The organism is Paenibacillus sp. BR2-3 (assembly GCF_046529485.1).
Lineage (GTDB): Bacteria > Bacillota > Bacilli > Paenibacillales > Paenibacillaceae > Paenibacillus_AQ.
The window spans coordinates 1,076,722-1,100,771 of the sequence record NZ_CP126311.1; the positions used below are offsets into that span (position 1 = coordinate 1,076,722).

The following is a 24,050-nucleotide window of genomic DNA, read 5'->3' on the forward strand; positions in this document are numbered from 1 at the left end:
GGGAAATTATACCACTAATCCTCAATATATCCGGCCAATTAATGAAGAGGCCAAAACTCCAAATTAGATGGAGAAAATCCCGTTAAATCATCTCCGTAAGATTTGCACGTCTGAAATAACAGGAAAAATTCCTGTTATTTCTTATAAATCAAAAAGTGTAGACTTCTGAGTCAGCCTCTTTTAATTTACGAACCAGAATCCTTTCCTATATGCCCCTATTTATCGCTCTGTGAACTATCAAACATCAAATGGATAGTTGTCTCCCGAAAGTCCTTATCTTTTCCGATCTATGCACCCGGAGAATGGAACGAATTCACAGGCTTCTTCCGTCCCTTCATCAGGAACAGGCAGAGCAGGGCAATGGCCATGCTAATCGCAGCCCCGAAGAACAGAATAGAGTAATCGAACTGATCAATTAATAGTCCAAGCAGAGGGGGCGAAGTAATCGCCGCCAGTGAAGACACAAGATAATACATTCCAGTACGCGTACCGATGCTCTCTTCCGTACCCGTAGCTACTACGTAAGGATAGGAGTTGATATTAATACAAGCCCAGAATAGCCCCCCCAGCAGAAGCAAACTCCGCAGTATGAGCAGATCCTTGGCAAAGCCCACCAGTGAAAACACAGCCATCAGGCCACAAACGCCGATGATAATCATCTTCTTTTTCCCAAAACGCCCCCCTAGCCAGCCGCTCGGAATAGCAAACAGCACAAAAGCCAATGAGAAGAAGGTAAGAGAGAAGGAAGCGGCTTCTTCGCTCAGACCCAGATGATGCTTGCCGTATAGGGTGAACAGGGTCTCTACACCCTGATAAGCCACGAACCAGAAAAAGATAGCCGCCAGCAGCCATACGGTCGTACGGTCGAGTTGTCCCCTGAATGAAATACGGGAAGGTTTTGCAGTTACCTCCGTAATTGCTTCCTTCCCCTGATTCACTCCGTCTCGGTTCTCCTTAATATAACGTGAAACGATAAATAGACATAGAAGTGTAATCAAGCCGGCCACGATAAAAGGCAGAGCAGGGCTTGCTCCGTAAAGAATGGAGCCAACGCCAAAAGCTAGAATGGAGCCGATGCCGCCCAGAAAATTAATGTACCCATTAGCCTTCGTACGCTGCGCATCGGGTGTAATATCCGGCATCAGCGCAACCGTTGGAGATCGGTACAGGCTCATAGCGAGGTTCATCAGCATCATGAACAGCAGCAGCGTGAACAGTCCGGTATGGAACGGAATCAGCATGGTAAGGACAGCGGCCAGAGGCATTCCGATCATCAGATACGGCATTCTGCGACCATAACGGGTAGAAGTTCGGTCACTTCGGTTCCCAATCCAGGGCTGCAGGAACAAGGCGAAATAATTATCGATAGTCATCATGAAGCTGATCAAGGCGACACTGTGCACGTATTTTTCCAGGAAAAAAGGCACAAAGGCATTATATAGACTCCACGTAATACTGATGCTGAAAAAGCCAAAGCCGAGCAGCCAGACTTTTTTCACGCCATCACACTCCTTTAGCTGCCAGAAATCCGGCCAGCAGATCAGGATGATCGGTAATAATGCCCGATACACCTGCGTCAATGAGCGCTTTCATCCGTTGCGGATCATTCACCGTGAAAGGGTGATAGTCCACGCCGTGTTTTGCCGCTTCAGCCACGAATTCGGGCAGCACCGCATAATGATAGGCATGAAGAGCGTTTGCACCAAGTATAGCTGCATAGTCCCACGGACGGTACAACCCTTCCATATATAATATCCCGGTTCGGATTTCCGGGGCGATACTCTTGCAATAGGCCAGCGAATAATGATTGAAGCTCGACAGCACGATTTGTTGACTCATGTTAAAGGCCCGTATGGCCGCAATGACTTTTTCCTCCATACCCGGGTATAGGAAAACTCCGTTTTTGAGCTCAATGTTGAGGATGATGTCCTGTCCCTGTATTAGCTGCAGCAAATCCTGCAACGTCGGTAGAGTCTCCCCGCCGAAGTCTTTTCCAAACCATGATCCGGCATCGAGCCTAAGCAGCTCTTCCAGCGTTTTATCCTTCACATAGCCAGATCCAGTAGTGGTACGCTCCAGTTCTTCATCATGGATGAGGACGAGCTGCCCGTCTTTGGTCATTTGCACATCGGTTTCGATGCCTGTCGCGCCAAGCTCAAGGCTTCTGCGGAAGGCAACCATCGTATTCTCCGGACATACTGCCGATGCACCCCGGTGCGCAAAATTCACTATTCTGTTCATTAATTTCTATCCCTCCAACTCTTCATTTAGGGTAACCTGCTGGGTTAGGCTACCCTTCTAATTCCACATCAAGCAAAGGAACCCTGTCCGAAAAATTCGGAAGGGCTGCATTTCTGCAAATTTAACATAGCGATAACACTATAAAAGATAATCAGCTGCGGTCTCCGGCAGGAATTCCTTTAGTGTCTGTCTCCTTCTAAAAGTAGCCCTGTCTCAAACGGATTGTACCTGCCTCTGAAATTCGGTAGACTTGAATCTGGCAGCATTTTTTTGATATTTTTAGTAGGAATGGTTATAGAGAGACTGGAGGGGAAGGTTAACTTGAAACATTGTCATGAATGCGGTACAAAGCTGGTCGGGAAAGAATGTGAGGTCGGGCTTGACGTGGCTGAAACCTTTCTATTAGCGATTATTGAAAAGCTGACCTGATCCAATATAAAAGAGCGGAGTCCTTGCAGTTCGTTCTGCAGGAACTCCGCTTTCTTGTTAAGTTGGGCAGGAACAGGATGTTTGATACGCTTGAATATATGTTCAGCTAACCGCTTTTATTAATACCTTCAACTCAGCAGCATTGAACCCTTTGACCACATGATTTCCGGCCACGGTTACGGGGACTCCCATAAACCCGAGTTTCTCCACTTCCTCTTGATACTGAGTGCTGGTCATGACATCTCTTACTTCAAAGGGAATCCCTTCTTCGGTAAGCAGCTGCTTCACCATATTACACTCACTGCACCCGGCTGTGGAATAGACGATTACTTGTTCGCTCATTGGTTAACAGCTTCTTGGATCGCTGCTTGGGTGATTTTCCAGTGAGAGGTATTCCAGCGCACTTCGCCATCCTCCAGGAGGAAAATTTGCGGAGATTCATGCTTAATGCCGAAATCCTCGGCAATTTGGAGGGACAAAGGGCGATCTTCAATAACATGAACGATGGCCGCAGAGGTGTCCGTGTCCTTCAGGAATTCTTGAAACTCATCGTGGGCCTTGGCGCTGATCGGACAAGTTGTACTATGTTTCAGCAGCAAGTGCTTTCCGGGTTGCTCCATAAATTGCTGCAAATCATCTGTGGTATGAAGTTGTTTAATGGACATGTTATCACCTTCCTGAAATTAATCTCATATTATGGGACTGTACTGATGATTGTAGCATAGTTCAAAATTAAATCAATTGCAGTCAAGGGGAGCGCTGCAGCCGGGACCTCTACTTGCTGAATTCGGAAGTTTGGAAAAAAGTTTCAGTCCAATTCAGACAAAGGTCAGTGTTGAGGGAGTCGTAGAGGCTTAATTGCATTCCGTTCAATTATTTCTGTCTTTTGGCGCTTGGAGGATTACATAATTGACTCCATTGTGCAATTAAAAGCAAGAGTTAGCGGTTGATTCGGATTTCTACAGGGTGGAATTGCGACGGGAAGGCTTATTTAAGGTACCGCGAGCGGCTTTTTGTGTGCTGGGGAACAGTCAGACAGATCTTCGTAAAAAAGTTGAAGCGTTTCCAAAAAAGAATTGAAACGTTACCAATTTGATGCTATTATACGTTTATCGAAGAAATTTGTATGGAGGAACAACATGTCAAGTATCAAGGATGTTGCCAACTTAGCGGGAGTCGCGGTGGGAACGGTCTCCAGAGTGATCAACAACACGGGGGCAGTTAAGCCCGCTACACGCGACAAGGTAAAAGCGGCGATAGAGGCCCTGAATTATGTGCCGAACGAAGTTGCGCGCAATTTCAAAATGCAGAAGTCCAATATGATCGCCCTGCTTCTTCCAAGTATTTGGCATCCGTTCTTCTCCGAGCTGGCCTATTATATCGAAGATGAGTTGGACCGCGAAGGCTTCAAGCTTATCCTGTGCAATAGCGGAGGAAAGCCCGAGAAGGAACTGTATTACTTTGATATGCTGGAGCAAAACAAGGTTGCCGGTATTGTCGGGATTACTTACAACGATATTGAGAACAGTGTAAAAACTGATATCCCGATGATTAGCATCGACCGCCATTTTAACAACAAAATCACCTGCATTACTTCGGATAATTTTGAGGGAGGCCGGATGGCGCTCAGGGAATTGGTAAAAGCCGGTTCGAAGAAGCCCGCATTTCTGGGTAGTGTTCCTTCTGATTACAGTGAGACCATGCTCAGAAAGGAAGGCTTCGTTCAAGAAGCAAAGGCGCTTGGTGTTCCCGTTGTTGTCTATGAAGAACCTGACCCGATTAAGGATGATGACCAGTATTACAGTAATTTTCTTACACAGCATAAGGATATTGACGGTGTATTCGCCATTACCGATATGACAGCAGCTAAATATATCGAGAGAGCTAAGCTTGCCGGTATCCGCGTTCCTGAAGATGTGAAGGTAATAGGATACGATGGGATTCAGGATCATTCGTTTTTTCATCCCTTGCTGTCCACAATCCGGCAGCCCGTAGAAGAAATGGCCAGAACGGCCGTGAGACTGCTGCTGAAGAAAGTGGATGGGGAAACGCTAGATGGAGAGATTTATCGAATCTCAGTAAAATATAGAGAAGGCGAGACTACCTGATCTATTTTTTTCATATAAGTTGGAAACGTTTCAATCAAAGTTGGAAACGTTTCAATAATATTTTATCGAAAGGAAGAAATTATTATGAATGCCTCCAAAACCTCTTTCAGAAAAATACTGGGGAGCTATCAGCTTTATCTTCTGGTTCTGCCCGTTGTCGTCTACTTCGTCCTGTTCCAATACGTACCGATGTACGGTGTACTGATTGCTTTCAAGGATTTCTCACCGACAAAAGGCATCCTGGGCAGTCCCTGGGTAGGCTTCGAGCACTTTCAACGTTTCTTTGATTCATATTCCTTCTGGACGATCATTAAGAATACACTCGGGCTCAGTGTGGTCTCGCTCGTTGTCGGGTTCCCTCTGCCGATTATCCTTGCATTGCTAATGAACCAGCTAATGGTCAAGCGGTTCAAGAAATTCGTACAGACCGTTTTGTACGCGCCGCATTTCATTTCCATTGTCGTGCTGGTCGGGATGATGTTTGTCTTCCTGTCACAAAACGGTGTCGTCAACACCATGATTTCCTCGGCAGGTGGAGAACGCATCAGTTTTATGTCCGATCCGGCGTGGTTTAAGCCGCTGTATATTTTGTCCGGCGTATGGCAGGAAACAGGCTTTGCCTGCATTATTTACTTGGCTGCGCTGAGCGGAGTCAATCCGGAAACGCATGAAGCTGCTATTGTAGATGGCGCGAATAAATGGCAGCGGATCCTAAACGTGGATATTCCTGTCCTGATTCCGACGGCCGTCATCCTGCTGATTCTGGCCTGTGGCAATATCATGAACGTCGGATTTGAGAAAGCGTACCTGATGCAAACGCCGCTTAATCAGCCTTCAGCTGAAATTATTTCGACTTATGTATACAAGGTAGGTTTGCAGCAGGCACAATACAGCTTCTCGGCGGCGGTAGGTCTGTTCAATTCAGTTATTAATCTGATTCTGCTGCTATTTGTCAACGGAATCGCCAAACGGTTGTCCGGGTCCGGACTATGGTCATAGGAGGAAAAAAATCATGAGTACAGCAGCTATACGTAAAAAAGACGATATGTGGTTTGACATCCTAAATATTATTATTCTTTCTCTCATCGCACTTGCCGTCTTGTATCCGCTTTATTTTGTGGTGATTGCTTCTTTTAGCAGTCCGGATAAAGTCAATACAGGAGAGGTCTGGCTCTTCCCCAAAGGGATTACCTTTGAAGGGTATGAACGAATCTTTCAGGATAACCGGATTTGGATCAGCTACTTCAATACCATTAAATACACGTTGGTCGGCACCTTTGTGAATGTGTCACTTACCCTGATGGGAGCCTATGCGCTTTCACGCAGGGATCTCGCTGGACGGAACGTAATTATGCTGTTCTTGCTGTTTACGATGTTCTTTTCGGGCGGTTTGATCCCGACCTACCTGCTTGTGAAAAAACTTGGAATGTTAAATACGATGTGGGCGCTTATCCTTCCCAAATCAGTGGCCCTGTTCAATTTGATCGTAACGCGGACATTCTTTCAGTCTACACTGCCGAACGAACTGCTCGAAGCCGCCAAAATGGACGGATGCTCCGACTTCCGCTTCTTTTTCCGGATGGCGCTGCCACTGTCCAAACCAATCATAGCGGTAATCGCCTTGTATTACGGTGTAGGGCATTGGAATTCTTATTTCGATGCACTTATCTATCTCAACAAGGAGAATGCTTACCCACTGCAGCTCATTCTGAGAAATATCCTCATCCAGAGCCAACTTTCTGCCCAGATGTTGGGAGGAAATATCGACGGGCTTGCCGCGCAGCAGCGAATTGCAGAACTGGTGAAATACGGAGTTATTATCGTTGCTTCCGCACCGCTTATGATCGCTTATCCGCTGATGCAGAAATATTTTGTGCAGGGCGTGATGATCGGCAGCGTTAAGGGATAAATAAAGCTTTGACTAAGCTTAGGGGGGATGCGGGCCAAGGAAGAGAAATCAAGGATTATAGGCAATGCAGTTAAGACCTATTTAATCAATTAATACATTGGGGGCGAAAAGCTTGAGAAAAGTTTCGGTTGTACTAACAGCTGCAATGATGTCAGTGGTCTTGGGAGCATGCTCGGTAAACAGTGGAAACAGTGGTAATAATGTCAAGACTCCTGCGGTTTCGATAAATGAGACGGGTCTGCCTATTGTGAAGGAGAAGGTAACGCTTAATTTTGTATCACCCAAATCTCCGATTGCTCCGGATTATGGGGATATGACGCTATTTAAAACCCTTGAGGAAGCTACGAACGTCCATATTGAGTGGAATAATATTCCGGGCGATGGATATCAGGAAAAGAAAAATCTGATGCTCGCCAGCGGCGATCTGCCAGACGCTTTCTATGCCTCGGGCTTCTCCGACTACGATCTGGTGAAATACGGAGCGGATGGAACGATTATCTCTCTTGAGGATCTGATTGAGAAATATGCGCCGAATCTGAAAGCGCTTTTTGAAAGAAGTCCGGAGCTTAAGAAGGTTGTAACTGCACCAGACGGTCATATTTACTCGCTGCCGCGAGCAGAGGAAATGGACCTGGTCAACATGCCTAATATTATGGTTATCAATAAAACCTGGCTTGATAAATTGGGACTTCAGATGCCAACTACTATTGAAGAGTATAAGCAGGTGCTGATTGCCTTCCGGGATAAAGACCCGAACGGAAACGGCAAGAAGGATGAAATTCCATTGTCCTGGTGGTGGCAGGGCTGGTGCGGTAATGAAGGTGACCTGTTTGCCCTGTTTGGTCTGCCCGACAACCCGTTCGAAGATGACCATAGAGTCGTAAAGGACGGCAAGGTTATTTACACAGCGGTACAGCCGGAGTATAAAGCGGCTCTTGAATATCTTCACGGCTGGTATAAAGATGGCCTTATCGATCAGGAGGTAGCGACGATAGACCCTGCTAAGCTGTTCGCAAAAGGTAAATCGACAGATGCAACGCTGGGCTCCTATATGTGGTGGGAAATTGAAGAGGTAGTTGGAACGGATCGCGCCAAGGATTACGTTGTTATGCCTCCACTCAAAGGAGTAAACGGAGAGATTATTGTTGGACATTCCAACTATTCCGAATATGGCCGTGATGCTTTAGTCATCACGAAGGCGAACAAGTCCCCTGAGATTACCATGAGATGGGTGGACCAACTGTATGAGCCGAAAATGTCCGCACAGGTCAACTGGGGCCCAATCGGAGAAGTGTATGAGGAAGATGCGAACGGTATGCTGGTGAACAAGAAGCTTCCTGACGGAGTAGCTATGGGCGAATTCCGCCAAAAAGTGGCACCAGGTGGACCATTTGCGGTTCTGAAGGAGGACTTCGGAACGGTTGTGGATATGGAGCCTCGGGCAAAAGAGCGGCTTGAAATTCTGAAAACCTACTATCAGCCATACCAGACATCGGAATACTTCCCGGCTATTTTCTTTCGTTCGGAAGAGACGGATACCATTAACCGTCTGAGTACGGATATCAAGCAGGTTGTAAAGCTTAAGAAAGCTCAGTGGCTAATGGAGGGTGGCATCGAGCAGGAATGGGATGCTTATGTGAAGCAGCTGGAAGACATGGGTCTTCCGCAAATGATAGAAATTTGGCAGAATGGTTTGGACAATTTTAACAAGTAATATCGTACCGACGGAGCGCAACAGGTTTCAGCGTTGCGCTCTGATTTTTTGAGAGACAGGGTGATTCACCAATGACAACATTATCGTATACCGAAGCTTTTCGTCCGCAATTTCATTTTACACCGGAAGCCCATTGGATGAACGACCCGAACGGGATGGTTTATTTCGAAGGGGAATATCATTTGTTCTATCAGTATCATCCGGAGAGCACGACATGGGGGCCCATGCACTGGGGCCATGCCGTAAGCCGGGATCTTATTCATTGGGAGCATCTTCCTATCGCTCTGAAGCCTGACCATAACGGATTTATTTTTTCTGGTTCCGCTGTTGTGGATGAGAAAGATACAAGCGGGTTCTTTTCCGGTGGTTCCGGTTTGGTAGCTCTGTTTACCCATGCGGATGAATATCCCGATACCGGAAGACCGCGTCAAAGACAAAGCCTTTCTTACAGTTTAGATAAAGGCAGAAGCTGGACCATGTACGAGGGTAACCCAGTATTAAGCGATGAGACTATCACTGATTTTCGAGACCCTAAGGTGTTTTGGCATGAACCGCTGAGCGTATGGGTGATGGCAATTGCTGCCGGAGACCATATTCGGTTCTACACGTCAGGAAATTTAAAAGAGTGGTCATTGGCCAGTGAGTTCGGAGCGACCGAAGGCTCACATGACGGAGTGTGGGAATGTCCGGATTTGATTAAGCTGCCTGTGGATGGCAACCCCGGGTATCATAAATGGGTTCTGATTGTCAGTATCGGAGATCATCCCGAGCTACGGGAAGGCTCGCGGATCCAGTATTTTGTCGGAGATTTTGACGGGTACCGCTTCACGAATAACGCTTCTCCCGACACGATTTTATGGCTGGATCACGGGAGAGATAATTATGCCGGAGTAACCTGGTCGAATGCAGATCAAGAGAACGGTGGTAAGCTGTATGTTGGCTGGATGAGCAACTGGAAGTACGCGAATTTGACCCCAACCAGCACTTGGAGAAGCGCGATGACATTGCCGAGAGTGCTTTCACTGGTTACCCGTAAGGATGGTGTTCGTGTGGCTCAAACTCCGGTAGTAGAAGTGGAAAAACTGAGGCGGAGCACGGTTTCATGGGAGGACATTATAGTAGAACCGGGTTGCAACCTTCTTGCAGGCCACCACGGAGATCGGTATGAAATTGAAATTTCTTTCGAGCCTGGAAGCGCGTCAGAGGTCGGCTTAAAGCTGCGCACGTCAGGTGATGAAGAAACGGTTGTAGGGTACGATGTATTGAACCGGTTGCTGTTCGTAGATCGTTCCAATTCCGGGACTACAGACTTTCAGCCTCACTTCGGATGCAAACATAGCGTGCCGCTTGAACTTGTAGACGGTATGGTCACACTTCGTCTGTTTATGGATTGGTCTTCCATCGAAGTGTTTGCGGACGAAGGAGCTGTAGCGATTACGGATCAGATTTTTCCGGATCTCTCCAGTACAGGTATGGAGCTGTACACAATTGGAGGCAGCGTGAAGGTGATTTCTTTACAGCTGCATGAGCTGGATTCAATATATACCGGAATGAATACGTAAGACTAGGTGCATATTAGGGCGTTATAAGCTGGATGTTTAGGAGGGATTTACTGCGTGTCTAATGTAGGGACTGGAGTTATTCAAGAAAACGAAGTGCTCTGTGTCGGTGAATTGTTGATCGATTTCTTTTGCACCGAAGCGGGTGTGAATCTTTCTCAAGGAGAGCATTTCATGAAGCAGGCAGGGGGGGCGCCGGCTAACGTAGCCGCTGCTGTATCCCGTCTGGGCGGCAAAGCTGCATTTGCAGGTAAAGTGGGTAGTGACCCGTTCGGCGATTTTTTAGTCCAAACACTGAACGAGGTTCGGGTGAATACTGAGTTAGTAGCCAGAGATACTCTGTCTTTGACAACAATGGCTTTTGTATCCCTGCAAAAAGACGGGGAACGCGACTTTATGTTCAATCGCGGTGCGGACGGAAACTTTACCCGGTCGGATGTTCCGTTAAGTCGGCTTAAGCAAGCAACCATAGTCCATTTCGGGTCCGCTACCGCCATGCTGGGTGGATCTTCCTTAGATGCTTATTTTTATTTGATGGAAAATGTGAAGAGGGAGGGGCAATTCCTCTCCTTTGATCCCAATTACCGCAGCAGCCTCTGGGGCTCGCGGACGCAGGATTTTGTAGACTTCGCCCGAAAGGGTGCATCTATGGCCGATTTCGTCAAAGTAAGCGGGGAAGAACTGGAGCTCATTACCGGAAACGGGGATGTTACCTCAGGAGTGAAGCTGCTGCATGAGCTTGGGGCAAGAACCGTTGCTGTAACGTTGGGGAGAGAAGGCACGTTCTTCTCCAATAACGAATATCATGCGGAAGTGCCAAGCATACCAGTACAATCGGTAGATTCTACCGGCGCTGGGGACGCCTTTGTTGGCGCCGTCCTGTTCCAATTGTCCCGTCCGAATATGAATTTCGAGGGGATCACCTTTTCACAATGGGCAGATATTATTACTTTTGCTAATAAAGTCGGAGCTTTTGTCTGCACAAAGGTCGGTGCGATTTCGGCTTTGCCGTCTTATAAGGAAGTGGAAGGATAGAAGCGTGCCTTTTACGCAGGAGAAATAGAGAGATCAACATATTGGCGCAAGAAGGGTATCCCACCAAGGGATACCCTTCTTGCGTTCTGCCGGATTATCGTCAGGAAGCTGCATCGTCAGTTTGCGTGAAAAAGGGCATAGACCAAACCAGAATAAATCCTTATTATGCCTATGTATACATGTATAAACTGATTTACACCTGTATGTACTGATAAAAGCACGAAATGGGATAATGACCATTCAAGGGGGATTTCAATAATGATCGTTGATTCTTTAACACATCTGCTGGAAGACGAGGCTGCCTTCGGCCCGAAAATTTAAAGAGGACTGCTATTTTTACGCGACCACAGATTTCACCGGCCAGGCTGCCGGACGTCACGAGGTAGACGAAGAACTCTTTTACTTCATTAATGAGTATGAAACGAAGGATGCGGAAGACTGTTTTTGGGAAGCACACAGAAAGAATCTGAACCTTCATTATATTCTGGAGGCAAAGAGAAAATCGGTTACGCAGCGATTGAACGTCTTGAAGTGAAAGAGGAATATAGCGATGAGAAGGACGCGGTATTTTTCAATGGAACACTGGAATCCGCAGTAGCTGTAAGCTCCGGGGATATTTTGAAAATTAAAATCTAAGATTTCTCCGAGAAACGGATGCCGTCTTCAAAGGACGGCGCAGCCGTTTCTTCTTGAAATATAAAGAAGGTTGGCTACATATGTTTGATCAGAGGTCACAGCATCTTGTAATAAAATACTGTCGCATGAAGCTCCCCGTTAGCAGACCGCGTATAGTCCGGGATTCTGCCACCCTCTATGTATCCAAGCGATAAATACAGAGTATTTGAGGGATCGCCCGCACGCGTGTCGAGCACGATAAGTTTTCTTTCGTCGGCAACAGCTGCAGCTTCTGCGGTTTCCATCAGCAGCCCGGCAATCCCTTTTCTGCGGTGCTCCGGATGTACCATTAGCTTGGCAATTCCTGCTCTGTGTCTAGCGTTGGCCTTCGATGCCAGTTGCAGCTGTACCGTCCCCACGATGATATCATTCTCTTTGGCTACCCACAGCATAACCCCGGGTTGAATCACGTCCCGCCAATATAGAAGCCTCCTTGGGATCAAGCGGCGGCAGGAAGCCGATAGATGCTCCGTCCTCCACGACTCTAATGAGCAAATGGCTTAAGTCCTGTTCCATATCGGCGTTTAACGATTCTACTAAAGTCATTGTAATCTTAGCGTTCATCAGAGGATCTATCCTTTCGCTATTCTTTTATTTTGCATACATTCATTATATGGAAGTGAGTAACGTTTACAATATTGATTGAAAATGACCGGATATCACTTCACCTGAATAGCGAAGAAATAGTCCGCTTGTCCTTGGTCCAGGAACCATTCGCAATTAATGCTATAGGTATAACACCCTTGGAAGCAGGGCGTGACTTTCGATCTGTGAACCGGCTGGAGCCACAGTTGTCTTCATCATGGGTGGAGAGGCAGTATCAGCATCTACAAAGAGGATATCGTTGCCGCCTTTGCCTGAGACCTGACTCCAGCTATAGGACCCGCGATACACCTTTATATCCTGGCCTTCAATAAGAATGACCGGCAAAGGCGGTTTGTCTGCAAAGACCCATTTCGAATATAACGAAGGAGCTGTGGATGGTTCAGCTTCCGGGCTGCTCCCATGGCTTCCTGTCCGGTAACCCGCGTAAAAAGCTCCGGCAATGAGAATGAATGAGATCAGGATCGTAATAAATTTATTGTTCATGGTATCGCCCCTAATGCCTTTGACGTTCGTTTATGGGTAAAAGTTACACAAGAGGAACAAATTTGTCTGTAAGCGATTACGCTGAAGATCGGTATCATAGGACACCCTTTGGTATCTATATATTAGTTGGAGACCCAAGACATGAAGGAGGGATTCCAAACTGAGTTCTTATTTTCAGCGGATCATCACGTTATTGCTCGTACTCGGTTTACTCTGTTGTGCTTTCTTTACCGGAAAAGCAAGCGCAGCAGGCAATGATCTGATCATCATCAACAAAAAGGTGAACAAACTGGCATTCTTTAGCGATGGGAAGCTGGAACGGACTTTTCCAGTCGCTACGGGCAGAACCCAAAGTCTAACCCCTGAAGGCAGCTTTAAAATCGTAGTGAAGATCAAAAACAGACCCTATTACAAAGAAAAAATTCCGGGAGGAGATCCACGCAATCCGCTGGGTGACCGCTGGCTGGGTCTGGAGGTCAACGGTACCTACGGAACCACGTATGCCATTCACGGTAACAGCAATGAGAATTCGATTGGAAAGTATGTCAGCTCCGGGTGCATACGTATGCACAACGAGGATATCCACTGGCTGTTTCCAAGGGTGCAGAAGAACACGATGGTCGTAATCACCTCAAGTGATGCAGGGATGGAGACCATTGCTGTGAAGCATGGGTACACGCTCGGAAGGAAGATTTTTGCCGGAACCCTGGTCATTAACGATGTATCTGTGAAGCTGAATCAGGAGCTGGTCATTGAAAAGGGCCGTATTTATTTGCCGCTAAGGGAGACCCTGAATTTACTTGGGGGAGGGGTGAATTGGAACGCTCAAAAGGAAATTCTGACGATTACATGGGGAAAGCGTACGATTATCCATAAGCCGCAGTCAAACACAGCTAAAGTGAATGGAAGGGACGTCGCTATGCTGCCTTCTCTGAAACAAAATAACAGCGTAATGATTCCGCTGAAAAACATCCCCGGATGGTTCGGGCTTCAGGTAAAGTGGGATTCACAGAAAAAGACGGTTATTCTTTCGGACTGAATAAAAGGGGTCGGCGGAACGGAATCTTGCCAACCCCTTTTTTTATCCTAATGATGAAGCGGTCAGGCTCTTATTGGAAGTTTCTGTTTTGACTCGAAATAGAAGATGCGTTCGAACCTTGACCTATGCCGGAACCCATACCGGAACCCATACCGGAACCCATGCTGGAACCAATACCTGAGCCCATACCTGAACCCATGCTGGAACCAATACCGGAACCAATACCTGAACCCATGCTGGAACCAATACCTGAGCCCATGCCGGAACTCATACCTGAACCTATACCGGAACTCATACCGGAGCCCATTCCACTACCCGAACCAATGTTTGAAGAGAACTGGGAAGTCATCGGTGAATGCATGGAGGAAGTATGCATTGGTTGCTGGTTATAGGACGTATTAAAGGATGGATTAAAGCCTGAAGCGGATGTGCTGTAGCTGCCAGCTTGCGAGCTTTGCTCCAGCTGTCTACAGATCTGGGATACCTGCTGCATTTGCTGCAGAGCTGTTTGATGGCCGTGCAGTGTGGATTGAATCATTTGAACGGATTTGTGCTCGCGCTGCGCCAGTTCCTCCAGTCTGATTGCATTTTGCTGCTCTTGCTGAAGCATTTGCTGATACATTTGATTAGCCTGTTGTGTCTGGCTGACAAGCTGCTGAATGATTTGTTCACATTGGTTAATTTGGCTAGACAAGTTTGAATTCAAGATCGTTATCCTCCTTGGAATGGCTCATTTTGAGACTAGGTTATTATCTCTAAGGAAAGTCTGTGTTATTCATTACAGAACCAGTTAGAAATAGAACGTTTTTTTGTCTCATTTGGAGGAAATTGGTTGTGACATGGCGAATAGGAAGGACTGATGATTTGCTTAATCCGATTAAGGCACTCTGCAAGATACGTACTCATCAGCCGGTTCCCCAAGCCTCTTCCACGTAACGCCTGATCAACCGCCATATGCTCGACAAAGCGGAATCCCGGGAATTCCCAGACAGCCATAAAAGCGATCACGGTGCCGTTATCATTCAGGTCTGTAACCAGACGATATCTTGGATCAGCAAGCAATGCCCATTGCGCTTCACGTGTTCGGAATTCGGGAACGAAGCCTCCATAATGGCAAAAATTTCAGTAAAGGGGTATTCATACATGTTCCAATGCTCACTTTCTATGGGGTGTCGGGATATGCATATTTAACATTGTACCAAAGAGAAGAGGAGGAGGTTTTTATTGAAATACTGGAAGTTAGGTATACTTGGATTTTTACTGATTTCTATAACAATTTGTGTATTTTTATACCTCAAACCCGTCGATATTAATAGGGAATATAGTTCCGTGGCCTATTCTTTTGATAATGATTTCGAAAAGAAAACAACGATTATACTGAGAGGGGAGCTTTATAGGCGCCTTTTTGATAAACCTACTGTCATAGGGAACGCAAGAACTTTGGGCACAATAAACGCTTCTTATAATCTGGATAAAGTTTGGTTGAAGTTAAATGATATCGATAAAAAATATAATATGAACGGGTATGTGTTTGGACCTGCAAGCACTAAAATAGAGGCAAACGAGCTAATAAGAGAATTAGTTAATTAGTCCAGTCAATCAGAAAAGGATGGGAAACCCATATGGAATTTTCAAAAACGACCGAAATCCAAGCACTCTACAAACAGCTGATAGATGCATGGAACAACCATTACATATTGAACATAGAGCAATTAGAAAAAAAGTTACATAAAGCAATTGAACGTCAAGAGGAAAAATAATTAAAGGGAGAGACAAATGGACATTCACCAAATAACAAGCAGGTTCACCTATACTTTTAATTCACTCCTGGAAGCTAAGGTGAGGAATTTTTTAAGGAAAAGTATTTTCCTGTACTTAATTGCGGCTTACTTATTTATGAATCCGGCAACCGAAGTAAAGGCTGTAGACAATAAGGTTTTATTATTTTTTATAATTTACATAACTCTTCTTGTGACGGGTGTAGCGGCCATAATACTATCCGCCTATATTCAGTTCAATAAAAGGAAAGATACGGCTCTAATCATAAGTTTTACTGAAGGGAAAATAATGGTCACAGATGAGCTAACCGGAATAACGACCGAAAGAGATTGGGAATGGATAAAAAGAGTACAATTATTGAAGGAAACCTATTATTTTGACATTAAGGCTAAGAGAACAGAAGTAATTATTATGAGAAGAAACAAGCTGTCGGAAGCGGAAGATACGGCCTTGCAGGGCTGGATAAAAGAGAAGAGTAAATTGGTGCTTTAGACATTTTGGAGGCAGTACTTTCAGTAACGGGATATTCACTGATATTCTTTTTGAGGGGTAAGGAGAAGTTATAATATCTTTCCAACTGGAATGCTCCATTCGAGAAAGGATTCTTCTTCTGAAAGGCGTGTTTTTGGACTTATTATAGTAAAGGTCTATAAGTCCATGGAATACCCATTAATAATTTGTCCGTTGTTGATGATTTTTATAATATTTGGATGAAGAGTAAGCATGGTCGTTCTGCTCATTTAAAACAAGCACAAACGGATTGGACGCTTCATGAAGATTATAATGAGTTAAAAGTGCAATATGAGCTATTGAAAAAAGAATTTCAAGCCGTATCCAAATGATTCTATTTAAAAGCTAAAAGAGCAATTCTGCAAGGTAACCTGCAGGTTGCTCTTTTTTTACTTGCGCCTGATATAATGAGTAACAAATGAAGTGTTCCGTTGGAAAGAAGGGATTTGGACATGTATCTGGAGTTGAATGAGAGCGAATATAAGGTGACTGCTGAAGGGATTACGGTTGAGTTGTTTGCCAAAGAGTTTGCGCTTCTGCAGTTTATGTACCGGAACAGGGGGCGTACATTCAGCCGGGAACAGCTGCTGGACAAGGTGTGGCCGCTGGAATATCCGGCAGAGCGTACGGTGGATGACCATATATACCGGCTCCGCAAGAAGCTTGGCAGCCTTCAAGGGCTTGATATCAAGACCCTTCGCGGCTTCGGTTACAGTCTGACTGTACCCAATTCCCACACTTTGGCTGCTGCCCATCCAACAGCGCAAGATGCAGAGCTGCGTGAGACGATGCGGGAAGTGTTCGTGAAATATCATCAATATGGCCAAGGGAGGTCGATGCTGATCCTTGCGCGCCAGCAGGATGTGCTGGGATATGAGATGGACTCGTTTTATTCGGTATATGTTCATTTTGTGCAGGGAGATCTGGAATGGCTGTTGAATACAAGCGAGGTTCCTATGGGGGAGCGGTTATATTGGCTGCTGCTGTTTTTCATGTTTTCCGGGGAGCCGGAGGGGAAGCTGGCCTACTGCGAACAAGCGTTGGAGAAGAAATTAATGTCGCCTTCCCAGCACCGGGAGATGGAAATTCTCAACATTCTGGATTTATATACGGTGGCGGGTGTGCCGGACAAAGCGCTGCAACGGCTTGAGCTAACCCATAAGGTAATCGCTGAATTACAGATGGAGAAATTCCGGCTGCCTGTCGCCATTTCGGAGATGTTTGCCCATCTGGCAGCGGGAACGCAGAACGAAGAACTGAACCGGATGGCCACGGCTATTGAGGAGCTTTTGCTTGAAAAGCCTTTTCTCCGTGAGATCGGCAGTTATAAAGTTGTAAAGGGAATGTGGGCTTTGAGGCGAAAAGAGTGGCGTGAAGCGGAGAATCTGATGGACGAGGGACTTGGAGTACTGGATATGTCCGGATTCATCCCACTCCGGCTACTGGCTCTGCACCGGATTGTTCATTATTGCAGAAGGTTTCAGGCCAAGGAAGCCCTGGAGCACAAATATACGAGGTTATTTGAAGAAGAGCAGGAACAACTCGGCCTGAACCGGCTGATGAAACCGCTGGAAGCGGCAATTCACAACTATCTCCACGCTCTCTGATATTTCTCTGACAATTCCCCATTACATTAGGATCAGGAACAACGTGATTCTTAATTGTAATTTTGGAGGAATGTCCTATGAACGCTGCAACACCGGCAGGATCAAGCCTGCTCCATAACAAAATATACATCCGTGTGTACAGCGCATTTGCCGCTGCGGCCTTCGGTGACTGGTTCGATACACTCGCCATTCAGGTGCTTGTAGGGTACCGGTGGCACGCAAGTTCGCTCATGCTGGCATTGATTCCTGTATCCATGGCCTTACCCGGTATCCTGCTGGGCTCTGTTGCAGGTGTGGCTGCGGATCGGCTGAACAAGCTGACAATAATGCGTATCTGCGATCTGCTCACCTCAATCCTGACCGCGCTGGTCTTATTCGCTCCGAGTATGGGTTGGCTGCTTCCCTTGCTGACACTTCGTGCCGCAATTTCTACACTCAACGTACCGTCGCAGCAATCTTTAACCCGCCGCATTGTGCGGGAAGATCAGTTGCTGCAAGCAACCTCACTCAACGGCCTCGTGAACCAGGGCTCCAAAATCGCCGGTCCCCTTCTGGGCGGCTTCGCTCTATCCGTGCTCACACCTCAGTGGTGTATTTTGCTCAATGCCATCCTGCGGGCCTGCTCTTATCTTCTCCTGCTCACCGTCAAGAACGCTCAAACAGGAGAAGAAAGCGATAATTCCGCTGCAAAAGAGAAATCGATACCGCTTCGCACGATGTGGAGAGAAGGCTGGAGTTTTATTTTTCGCAGCAGGCTGCTGTTGAATACCATACTGTTCGGATTGGCCGGAGCACTGGCTATTCAGATGATTGATTTTCAGTTTACCAGCCTTTTTCGAGTGATTTCCCCGGATAAGGAATCTCTGCTGGGCTGGCTAGTGGCTGCTTCCGGCGCAGGTGCCGTACTCATTATTATACTCATGAATAAAATGAATCGCGGAACGGGGTATGGTTGGAAGCTTGGAACCGGTTATTTGCTTATCGGAGGGTCAATCGGGGGCTTGGGTCTGCTGCAGCCGGGCGATGGCCTCATTCCGGTCCTGCTGCTGGGATTCGTGATGGGCATCGGGAACGGTGTTATTATGATTACCTTCAATTATTGCCTCCAAAAAGAAACACCCCCGCACATGACGGGCCGGGTATTCGGTATTCAGAGTACAATACTTAGCGCTGTAATGATTGGAGCACCTCTGCTTGGTGGCATTCTGGTTCAAGCTGTCGGCCCTGGCCGCATATTTGTAAATTTTGGGGTTGTGATCGCGCTGCTTGGCGTGGTTGGACTTCTCTTTGGGCGGGTGCTGTGGCCTGCGGGGAAGGACGACGGGGTAAGCCAGATAGAACAGCCTGCTGCAGCCTTGAGCAAATAGAAATGAGATTAAAAAAATCCTTTTTATGGCAATCAAGAGCGACTTTATGAACAGATTAAGCCTTATACAGATAGGCTGGGTATTATGATAACACCTCCTGAGTGAACCTATATAAACCGAACTAAAGAATTATATGATAAAGAGGGAGAGTAACGAAGGAGAGGTTTGGAACTGTAGGAGCGATAGCGACCGCCTTTGTCTCCGGATTTCAGCCGCGAAGAGCGGTACAATTGAAGAAATTCTTACGACAACAGCGGCCGAAAGTCCAAACATTCTCCGTAGTTACGAACGACCCCTAAGTAAAATCTTTAGTTCATCTTATATAGTATAAAGTTCCGAACCTAAAACACTGGAAGTGGTTGAGAGACCCTTTTCAGTGTTTTTTGGCATTCTATAATTGAAAGTTTTTACAATTGTCACGAATCCACTTTTAATTTCTAAATATAGTTTGAAATAATTGACCGATGGAATAATTCACCATATTATTATGAAAAAGACAACCGATTTGGAATAAAGCGGCGAAAGGTGGGTTTGACAAATGAAGCAGACGACCATTCGTGCAGAGCTGGAAGACTTTCTTAAAAGGAAAGTTACAACAATTAACCAGTTTGCAGAAGCGTCCGGAGTGAATTCGGGAACGATCAGTAATATTATTAACGGGAACCGTCCAATTGCCATGCAGCAGCTGGATCGTATCACAGAAGGCATGGGACTTGTCCCGGGCTTCTTTTATGAATTATATGCGGATGAGTGCTTCATAGGATCTACACCTAACTGGCGGCGTCTTCGCCCGTTTTTATATCGCTGCGCGGAGCTGGACAAGCTGGACAATATCCGTTGGGTGGTATCGATGATGATGGATAACCTATCCTATGCCTCCGTATTATTTGAGACGGCGGAGACCTTTTTTAAAGAAGGAAAGCATAAGGCTGCAGTGCTGCTGTATGAAAACGTGGCTGAAGGTGAGAAGTATCAACATTCGGAACGGTTGGCTCTTTGCCGGTACCGTTTGTTTACCGCCGCTCTGGGCAACGATCAGGACGTGAATTTGCGGGCAGCTGTGCACTTTGAAAGCTTTGTCGACCGCTTGGATGAAGTGGATCAGCTCGATGCGCTGAAGGATTTGGCGAATACATATAGTTCCTTGCACCGATGGGATAAGGTAGAGGAGCTGGCAAAGAGAATGGGGTGCAAAGCTTCAATTCAATACGCAAACAGACATGTGGAAGCAAGAAGAGATGGATTTCAAAAAGAACCTGCCATGCCTTTATTCTCATATATTTTGTATTCTTATGTTTTATGTTCAGTGGTTTATGGAGAGCTTGGAGATTATGATAGGGCATTACATTACGTTTCACTTTACTCGGATATGAGCTGGATCCAAGAGAATAATGAGGAAGTACTGCAGCTCATGAATCAATGCATGGGTTGGGCTAAAGCCAATACCTCTCTTTTTAAACTCTTGAAGGGGGAGAGCAGGGTGCTTCCGGAATACGTTAGTTATATCGAGCAGCGGAAAGATGAAATTCTACCGGCTCTATTTAAAATACTCCAAGCTGCCAATCAGCATCATTTCAACGTGGATGATATACTGCTGCGGTTTGAACAAGAAATTTCTTCGTATAGAAATCAACAGGGAACCATAGGAACTTACAATGAACAAGTTATTGCGGATGGCTATTGTCACTTTATGGCCGAACTGGCCTCCTACTATTTCAATCAAGGAAAATATGGAAATGGTGTTAAATGTATCATAGATAGTTTGGGAGTTTCTGTTAAAATTAACAATGAAGCTTGTATTATCAGGTGTGTCGGTCTATTTGAGCAATTCCGGTATGCCGCAACCCCTGAGGCTCAAAAGCAATATCAAAATTTAATAAGTGAGGTGCAGAGAAGAAATGAAAAGAAAACTGGCTTTGTTGTTGGCGTTATTTAGTGTTTTATTAGTAGTGGCCCTTCCCGCGTATGCTTCTGAATTAGTTTCAGTTGAGGATGTGGTAGTCACACCTCAGATCCATGGAAACGGCGGATGGTAATTTAAAATCACAGTAAGCAGAAGGGCGTTCCTGGGGTGACTCGGGAGCGCCCTTCTCCTGCTATGGGTACTGCATTAATGATAGAAACCTATATTTTGACATATACCTCTAAAATATTACATAAGGAGGTATTGTCCATGAAAAAGACGGAAGTGATCCAGAAGAAAATAGAATGCGCGAGGGTAGAACTTTATCGGATGGAGAGGAACCACGGCGGGTTGCTGCATCCGAATGTCATAAAACAGTCTATGAAATTAGATGAACTAATAAATAAATATTATTGCGCTGTCTATAGAATTGAAAAGTAATTATAGGAAGCAGGAAATTTTAGAATTCTTGTTCAAGCTCCCGCTTGTCATGCCCGTCTGCATATTGCGGTGGGGTCCCTCATAGACATGTACTAATCAAGGCATTCAAAACAGGTTAAGGGGATGATGTCATGCGCCGGATAACATGGGTACTCGCAATCATTATGAGCGTTGCCCTGGTGTTGACGGGTTGCGGGAAGAAGGATTCCGCTTCCGTGGTCAAGGATTTAAATGCTGTGGCCGACAAGTTGGAGAGCAAGCAGGGAGCCTATCAAGGTTCGGGCACGATGACTCTGTATACCGGCGAGCAGCCAAAGGAGTATAAGGTGGAGGTATGGTATAAGAACCCTTCTTATTACCGGATCAGCTTGTCGGATGTTCAGAGGAGCATTACCCAAATTGTACTTCGCAATGATGACGGAGTGTTCGTGCTCACGCCAAGCCTGAACAAAAGCTTCCGCTTCCAAAGTGACTGGCCGGACAAACAAGGTCAGGTCTATCTGTACCAGACGCTGGTTGGGGGCATTGTTTCCGATAACAACCGCCAGTTTGTAGACGATAAGGACAGCTACATATTTGAGGTGGCCGCTAATTATCAGAGCCCTGCTCTTGTGCGCCAGAAGATTTGGCTGAACAAAAAGACCTATGAACCAAAGCAGGTACAGGTGTCCGATTCCGAAGCTAAAGTAGTCGTGGATGTGAAGTTTGACAGCTTTACCTTTGATGCGAAGTTTCCTGAGGGTTCTTTTGATATGCAAAAGAATATGACCTCACAGACTCCTTCGCAAAGCACCGTAGCAGAGGTCGACGAGAACGGCAATCCGGTAGCACCATCCGGGGAAGAGGCTTCGCAGTTGCCGGTCACTGCTGATCTGGGTAATTTCGGAATTATCGAGCCGGATTATACTCCTGTCGGAGTAGAATTCAAAGACTCCCATAAAATGGAGGGCAGCGAAGATCACGCCGTGCTTATTCGTTATGACGGGATATATCAATATACGATTATGGAAGCCCGCCCTCTGGACCGTGCGGTATCGCTGGCACCGGGGTCGGTAGTTGATTTAGGCTTTACTGTCGGCTTGCTGAGCGGGGACGAACAGCAGACATTAACGTGGACAACCGAAGGTATAGAGTACCGGATTATCAGCTCCAATCTGCCGGTTCCGGAAATGATGCAAATTGCCGCTTCTATGCAGGAACAATCGGGTAAATAAAAAATAGTAGGCGGATACTGCGCTTTGTGGGAGTTATTCCTCTACAACGTAGTATTCGCTTTTTTTCTTTTTTTCCGCCGGTATGGGGGAATATTCCTGTAAGGAAGATAGTGCTGCTTTCATTGACAGCCCCCTTCTTTTAGCATTACCATTACCATTAAGGGCAGTGGTCAATGCGATTGCTGCAGATGACGTATTCTACTAAGAAGGTGACTTTGAAGTGCAAGCAAGCTATCGACCGACAGTAGCCGAGATTAATCTGGATGATTTGCGTGCGAATTACGAAGCCTTTCGCCGGTATTTGCCGGCTGAGACGAAGTTCATGGCATGTGTCAAAGGAAATGCGTACGGCCATGGAGCAGTGGAAGTGACGCGGGAGTTGGAAGCCTTAGGTGCAGACTATGTTAGTGTGGCTTTTTTGGATGAAGCATTAGAGCTGCGTCAGGCGGGAATACTACTTCCTATCCTGGTGCTGGGCTACACTTCTCCGGAAGGAATCGCCGTCGCCTGGGAGAATAACGTAACCGTAACACTGTTCACTCCGGAGGTATTGGAAGCGATCAGACGTCTTCCCGTAGACCCGGACCACAGGCTGAAGGTGCACATCAAGATCGACAGCGGGATGGGGCGGCTGGGACTTTTGCCAGCAGACGCGCCGGCTTTCATCGCTGAAGTGCACAAGATCGCACAGGCGGAGCTGGAGGGAATGTTTACCCATTTTGCCAAGGCGGATGAAGAAGACAAAAGTTATACACTGGAGCAGCACCGACGATTCACGGGCGTGGCGGAAGCGCTTCGGGAGAAGGAATTGAATATCCCGATTATACATACGGGCAACAGCGCTACAGCTATTGATACACCTCATCTATCCATCAACATGGTTCGTGTAGGTATCAGTATATACGGATTTTACCCGTCAGCCGAGGTAAACCGTCATTTGGTATCTCTACGCCCGGTATTGACGCTGAAGACGCAGGCAGTATATGTGAAAAGCCTGCCGCCCAATTGGGGCATCAGCTATGGTACCCGTTACGTTACGGAGAGCGAAGAAGTGATTGCCACGCTTCCCGTGGGGTACGCAGATGGATATTCCCGCATGTTAAGCGGTAAAGCTGAGGTGCTAATACGCGGACGCCGCGTTCCGGTCGTCGGAACCATCTGCATGGACCAGTGTATGGTATCGCTCAAATCTTTCGCTGAAGAAGCGGAACAAATCAAAGCCGGCGAAGAGGTTGTACTCATCGGCCGCCAATCTGACGTGTCCATCACGGCAGACGAGTTGGCTCTCCATCTTGGAACGATTCACTACGAGGTAATTTGCATGCTGGCTCACCGTGTCCCACGTGTGTATGTACGCAAAGGTGCACTTCCGAAATTGGTAAATCCCCTGCTTCAGATCGTAAAGTCCTAAAGGGTTCTTTATACAGTGGT

At 46.4% G+C, this 24,050-nt stretch carries 24 protein-coding genes and 2 pseudogenes; 18 read left to right on the forward strand and 8 right to left on the reverse strand.

Translation table 11 applies throughout. From position 1 onward, the window contains the following. Positions 1–287 precede the first annotated feature (287 nt). From PaeBR_RS05105 to ytxJ, 4 genes are all read right to left on the reverse strand, one after another. Positions 288–1,499 (reverse strand): SLC45 family MFS transporter, encoded by a 1,212-nt coding sequence (locus PaeBR_RS05105; protein ID WP_410513808.1) that lies wholly within the window; start codon positions 1,497–1,499, stop codon positions 288–290. Between the two features lie 4 nt (positions 1,500–1,503). After that, positions 1,504–2,241, reverse strand: a complete 738-nt coding sequence (locus tag PaeBR_RS05110) for a glycerophosphodiester phosphodiesterase (RefSeq protein ID WP_410513809.1) — start codon at positions 2,239–2,241, stop codon at positions 1,504–1,506. Positions 2,242–2,772: 531 nt separating this feature from the next. Beyond that, entirely contained in the window at positions 2,773–3,012 is a 240-nt protein-coding gene (locus tag PaeBR_RS05115) for a glutaredoxin family protein (RefSeq protein WP_410513810.1), read from the reverse strand. Further along, complete coding sequence (gene ytxJ, locus PaeBR_RS05120; protein WP_410513811.1) at positions 3,009–3,335, reverse strand: bacillithiol system redox-active protein YtxJ; 327 nt, start codon at positions 3,333–3,335, stop codon at positions 3,009–3,011. The genes PaeBR_RS05115 and ytxJ overlap by 4 nt, the downstream gene beginning before the upstream one ends. Before the next feature lie 474 nt (positions 3,336–3,809). Between ytxJ and PaeBR_RS05125 the strand changes: the two genes are divergently transcribed. The 8 genes from PaeBR_RS05125 (at position 3,810) to PaeBR_RS05160 (ending at position 11,631) form a co-directional block, all read left to right on the forward strand. After that, complete coding sequence (locus PaeBR_RS05125) at positions 3,810–4,778, forward strand: LacI family DNA-binding transcriptional regulator (RefSeq protein ID WP_410513812.1); 969 nt, start codon at positions 3,810–3,812, stop codon at positions 4,776–4,778. 84 nt (positions 4,779–4,862) lie between these two features. Beyond that, entirely contained in the window at positions 4,863–5,777 is a 915-nt protein-coding gene (locus PaeBR_RS05130; RefSeq protein ID WP_410513813.1) for an ABC transporter permease, read from the forward strand. A gap of 13 nt (positions 5,778–5,790) precedes the next feature. Beyond that, positions 5,791–6,687 carry a carbohydrate ABC transporter permease gene (locus tag PaeBR_RS05135; protein WP_410513814.1) on the forward strand — a complete coding sequence of 299 codons (897 nt, stop codon included), beginning with the start codon at positions 5,791–5,793 and terminating at the stop codon, positions 6,685–6,687. A 145-nt stretch (positions 6,688–6,832) separates the two neighbouring features. Continuing rightward, positions 6,833–8,401, forward strand: a complete 1,569-nt coding sequence (locus PaeBR_RS05140; RefSeq protein ID WP_410515077.1) for an ABC transporter substrate-binding protein — start codon at positions 6,833–6,835, stop codon at positions 8,399–8,401. A gap of 71 nt (positions 8,402–8,472) precedes the next feature. Then, positions 8,473–9,963: a glycoside hydrolase family 32 protein gene (locus PaeBR_RS05145; RefSeq protein WP_410513815.1), complete on the forward strand. Its 1,491-nt coding sequence runs from the start codon at positions 8,473–8,475 to the stop codon at positions 9,961–9,963. Positions 9,964–10,041: 78 nt separating this feature from the next. Then, positions 10,042–10,995, forward strand: coding sequence for a carbohydrate kinase family protein (locus PaeBR_RS05150; protein ID WP_410515078.1), 954 nt, complete (start codon positions 10,042–10,044; stop codon positions 10,993–10,995). A gap of 298 nt (positions 10,996–11,293) precedes the next feature. Next, entirely contained in the window at positions 11,294–11,530 is a 237-nt protein-coding gene (locus PaeBR_RS05155; protein ID WP_410515079.1) for a YhcH/YjgK/YiaL family protein, read from the forward strand. Continuing rightward, the gene (locus PaeBR_RS05160) at positions 11,440–11,631 is read left to right on the forward strand and encodes a hypothetical protein (RefSeq protein ID WP_410513816.1); all 192 of its coding nucleotides are present in this window, start codon (positions 11,440–11,442) and stop codon (positions 11,629–11,631) included. Before PaeBR_RS05155 ends, PaeBR_RS05160 begins: the two co-directional genes overlap by 91 nt. 95 nt (positions 11,632–11,726) lie before the next feature. Here PaeBR_RS05160 and PaeBR_RS05165 read toward each other — a convergent pair. Together PaeBR_RS05165 and PaeBR_RS05170 are read right to left on the reverse strand one after the other, a co-directional pair. Continuing rightward, positions 11,727–12,234, reverse strand: a pseudogene (locus PaeBR_RS05165) (GNAT family N-acetyltransferase). Positions 12,235–12,396: 162 nt separating this feature from the next. Continuing rightward, complete coding sequence (locus tag PaeBR_RS05170) at positions 12,397–12,759, reverse strand: hypothetical protein (RefSeq protein ID WP_410513817.1); 363 nt, start codon at positions 12,757–12,759, stop codon at positions 12,397–12,399. Positions 12,760–12,952: 193 nt separating this feature from the next. Between PaeBR_RS05170 and PaeBR_RS05175 the strand changes: the two genes are divergently transcribed. Further along, entirely contained in the window at positions 12,953–13,798 is an 846-nt protein-coding gene (locus tag PaeBR_RS05175) for a L,D-transpeptidase family protein (protein WP_410513818.1), read from the forward strand. 70 nt (positions 13,799–13,868) lie between these two features. Here the strand turns inward: PaeBR_RS05175 and PaeBR_RS05180 are convergent, their stop codons facing one another. Together PaeBR_RS05180 and PaeBR_RS05185 are read right to left on the reverse strand one after the other, a co-directional pair. Next, positions 13,869–14,504, reverse strand: a complete 636-nt coding sequence (locus PaeBR_RS05180; protein WP_410513819.1) for a hypothetical protein — start codon at positions 14,502–14,504, stop codon at positions 13,869–13,871. A 65-nt stretch (positions 14,505–14,569) separates the two neighbouring features. Continuing rightward, positions 14,570–14,875: pseudogene (locus PaeBR_RS05185) on the reverse strand (GNAT family N-acetyltransferase); the annotation flags it as partial. Between the two features lie 147 nt (positions 14,876–15,022). Here PaeBR_RS05185 and PaeBR_RS05190 point away from each other — a divergent pair. The 9 genes from PaeBR_RS05190 (at position 15,023) to alr (ending at position 24,030) form a co-directional block, all read left to right on the forward strand. Further along, a complete protein-coding gene (locus PaeBR_RS05190) occupies positions 15,023–15,388 on the forward strand; it encodes a hypothetical protein (protein ID WP_410513820.1) in 366 nt (121 codons plus the stop codon). Between the two features lie 32 nt (positions 15,389–15,420). Further along, entirely contained in the window at positions 15,421–15,558 is a 138-nt protein-coding gene (locus PaeBR_RS05195; protein WP_410513821.1) for a hypothetical protein, read from the forward strand. Positions 15,559–15,694: 136 nt separating this feature from the next. Further along, entirely contained in the window at positions 15,695–16,069 is a 375-nt protein-coding gene (locus PaeBR_RS05200; protein WP_410513822.1) for a hypothetical protein, read from the forward strand. 470 nt (positions 16,070–16,539) lie between these two features. Beyond that, on the forward strand, positions 16,540–17,694 hold the full coding sequence (locus PaeBR_RS05205; protein ID WP_410513823.1) for a winged helix-turn-helix domain-containing protein: 1,155 nt from the start codon (positions 16,540–16,542) through the stop codon (positions 17,692–17,694). A 77-nt stretch (positions 17,695–17,771) separates the two neighbouring features. Further along, positions 17,772–19,061, forward strand: a complete 1,290-nt coding sequence (locus tag PaeBR_RS05210; protein WP_410513824.1) for an MFS transporter — start codon at positions 17,772–17,774, stop codon at positions 19,059–19,061. 538 nt (positions 19,062–19,599) lie between these two features. Then, entirely contained in the window at positions 19,600–20,997 is a 1,398-nt protein-coding gene (locus PaeBR_RS05215) for a transcriptional regulator (protein ID WP_410513825.1), read from the forward strand. 237 nt (positions 20,998–21,234) lie between these two features. Then, positions 21,235–21,405 carry a Spo0E family sporulation regulatory protein-aspartic acid phosphatase gene (locus PaeBR_RS05220; protein ID WP_410513826.1) on the forward strand — a complete coding sequence of 57 codons (171 nt, stop codon included), beginning with the start codon at positions 21,235–21,237 and terminating at the stop codon, positions 21,403–21,405. A 131-nt stretch (positions 21,406–21,536) separates the two neighbouring features. Then, positions 21,537–22,619, forward strand: coding sequence for a LolA family protein (locus tag PaeBR_RS05225; RefSeq protein WP_410513827.1), 1,083 nt, complete (start codon positions 21,537–21,539; stop codon positions 22,617–22,619). A gap of 220 nt (positions 22,620–22,839) precedes the next feature. Beyond that, complete coding sequence (alr, locus tag PaeBR_RS05230) at positions 22,840–24,030, forward strand: alanine racemase (RefSeq protein ID WP_410513828.1); 1,191 nt, start codon at positions 22,840–22,842, stop codon at positions 24,028–24,030. The last annotated feature ends 20 nt before the right edge of the window (positions 24,031–24,050 follow it).

Bases quoted from the DNA above. Each gene is read 5' to 3' on its own strand.
- PaeBR_RS05110 (WP_410513809.1), bottom strand. From the start codon at position 2,241: ATGAACAGAATAGTGAATTTTGCGCACCGGGGTGCATCGGCAGTATGT.
- PaeBR_RS05115 (WP_410513810.1), bottom strand. From the start codon at position 3,012: ATGAGCGAACAAGTAATCGTCTATTCCACAGCCGGGTGCAGTGAGTGT.
- ytxJ (WP_410513811.1), bottom strand. From the start codon at position 3,335: ATGTCCATTAAACAACTTCATACCACAGATGATTTGCAGCAATTTATG.
- PaeBR_RS05125 (WP_410513812.1), top strand. From the start codon at position 3,810: ATGTCAAGTATCAAGGATGTTGCCAACTTAGCGGGAGTCGCGGTGGGA.
- PaeBR_RS05130 (WP_410513813.1), top strand. From the start codon at position 4,863: ATGAATGCCTCCAAAACCTCTTTCAGAAAAATACTGGGGAGCTATCAG.
- PaeBR_RS05135 (WP_410513814.1), top strand. From the start codon at position 5,791: ATGAGTACAGCAGCTATACGTAAAAAAGACGATATGTGGTTTGACATC.
- PaeBR_RS05140 (WP_410515077.1), top strand. From the start codon at position 6,833: ATGATGTCAGTGGTCTTGGGAGCATGCTCGGTAAACAGTGGAAACAGT.
- PaeBR_RS05145 (WP_410513815.1), top strand. From the start codon at position 8,473: ATGACAACATTATCGTATACCGAAGCTTTTCGTCCGCAATTTCATTTT.
- PaeBR_RS05170 (WP_410513817.1), bottom strand. From the start codon at position 12,759: ATGAACAATAAATTTATTACGATCCTGATCTCATTCATTCTCATTGCC.
- PaeBR_RS05195 (WP_410513821.1), top strand. From the start codon at position 15,421: ATGGAATTTTCAAAAACGACCGAAATCCAAGCACTCTACAAACAGCTG.
- PaeBR_RS05200 (WP_410513822.1), top strand. From the start codon at position 15,695: ATGAATCCGGCAACCGAAGTAAAGGCTGTAGACAATAAGGTTTTATTA.
- PaeBR_RS05205 (WP_410513823.1), top strand. From the start codon at position 16,540: ATGTATCTGGAGTTGAATGAGAGCGAATATAAGGTGACTGCTGAAGGG.
- PaeBR_RS05210 (WP_410513824.1), top strand. From the start codon at position 17,772: ATGAACGCTGCAACACCGGCAGGATCAAGCCTGCTCCATAACAAAATA.
- PaeBR_RS05215 (WP_410513825.1), top strand. From the start codon at position 19,600: ATGAAGCAGACGACCATTCGTGCAGAGCTGGAAGACTTTCTTAAAAGG.
- PaeBR_RS05220 (WP_410513826.1), top strand. From the start codon at position 21,235: ATGAAAAAGACGGAAGTGATCCAGAAGAAAATAGAATGCGCGAGGGTA.
- PaeBR_RS05225 (WP_410513827.1), top strand. From the start codon at position 21,537: ATGCGCCGGATAACATGGGTACTCGCAATCATTATGAGCGTTGCCCTG.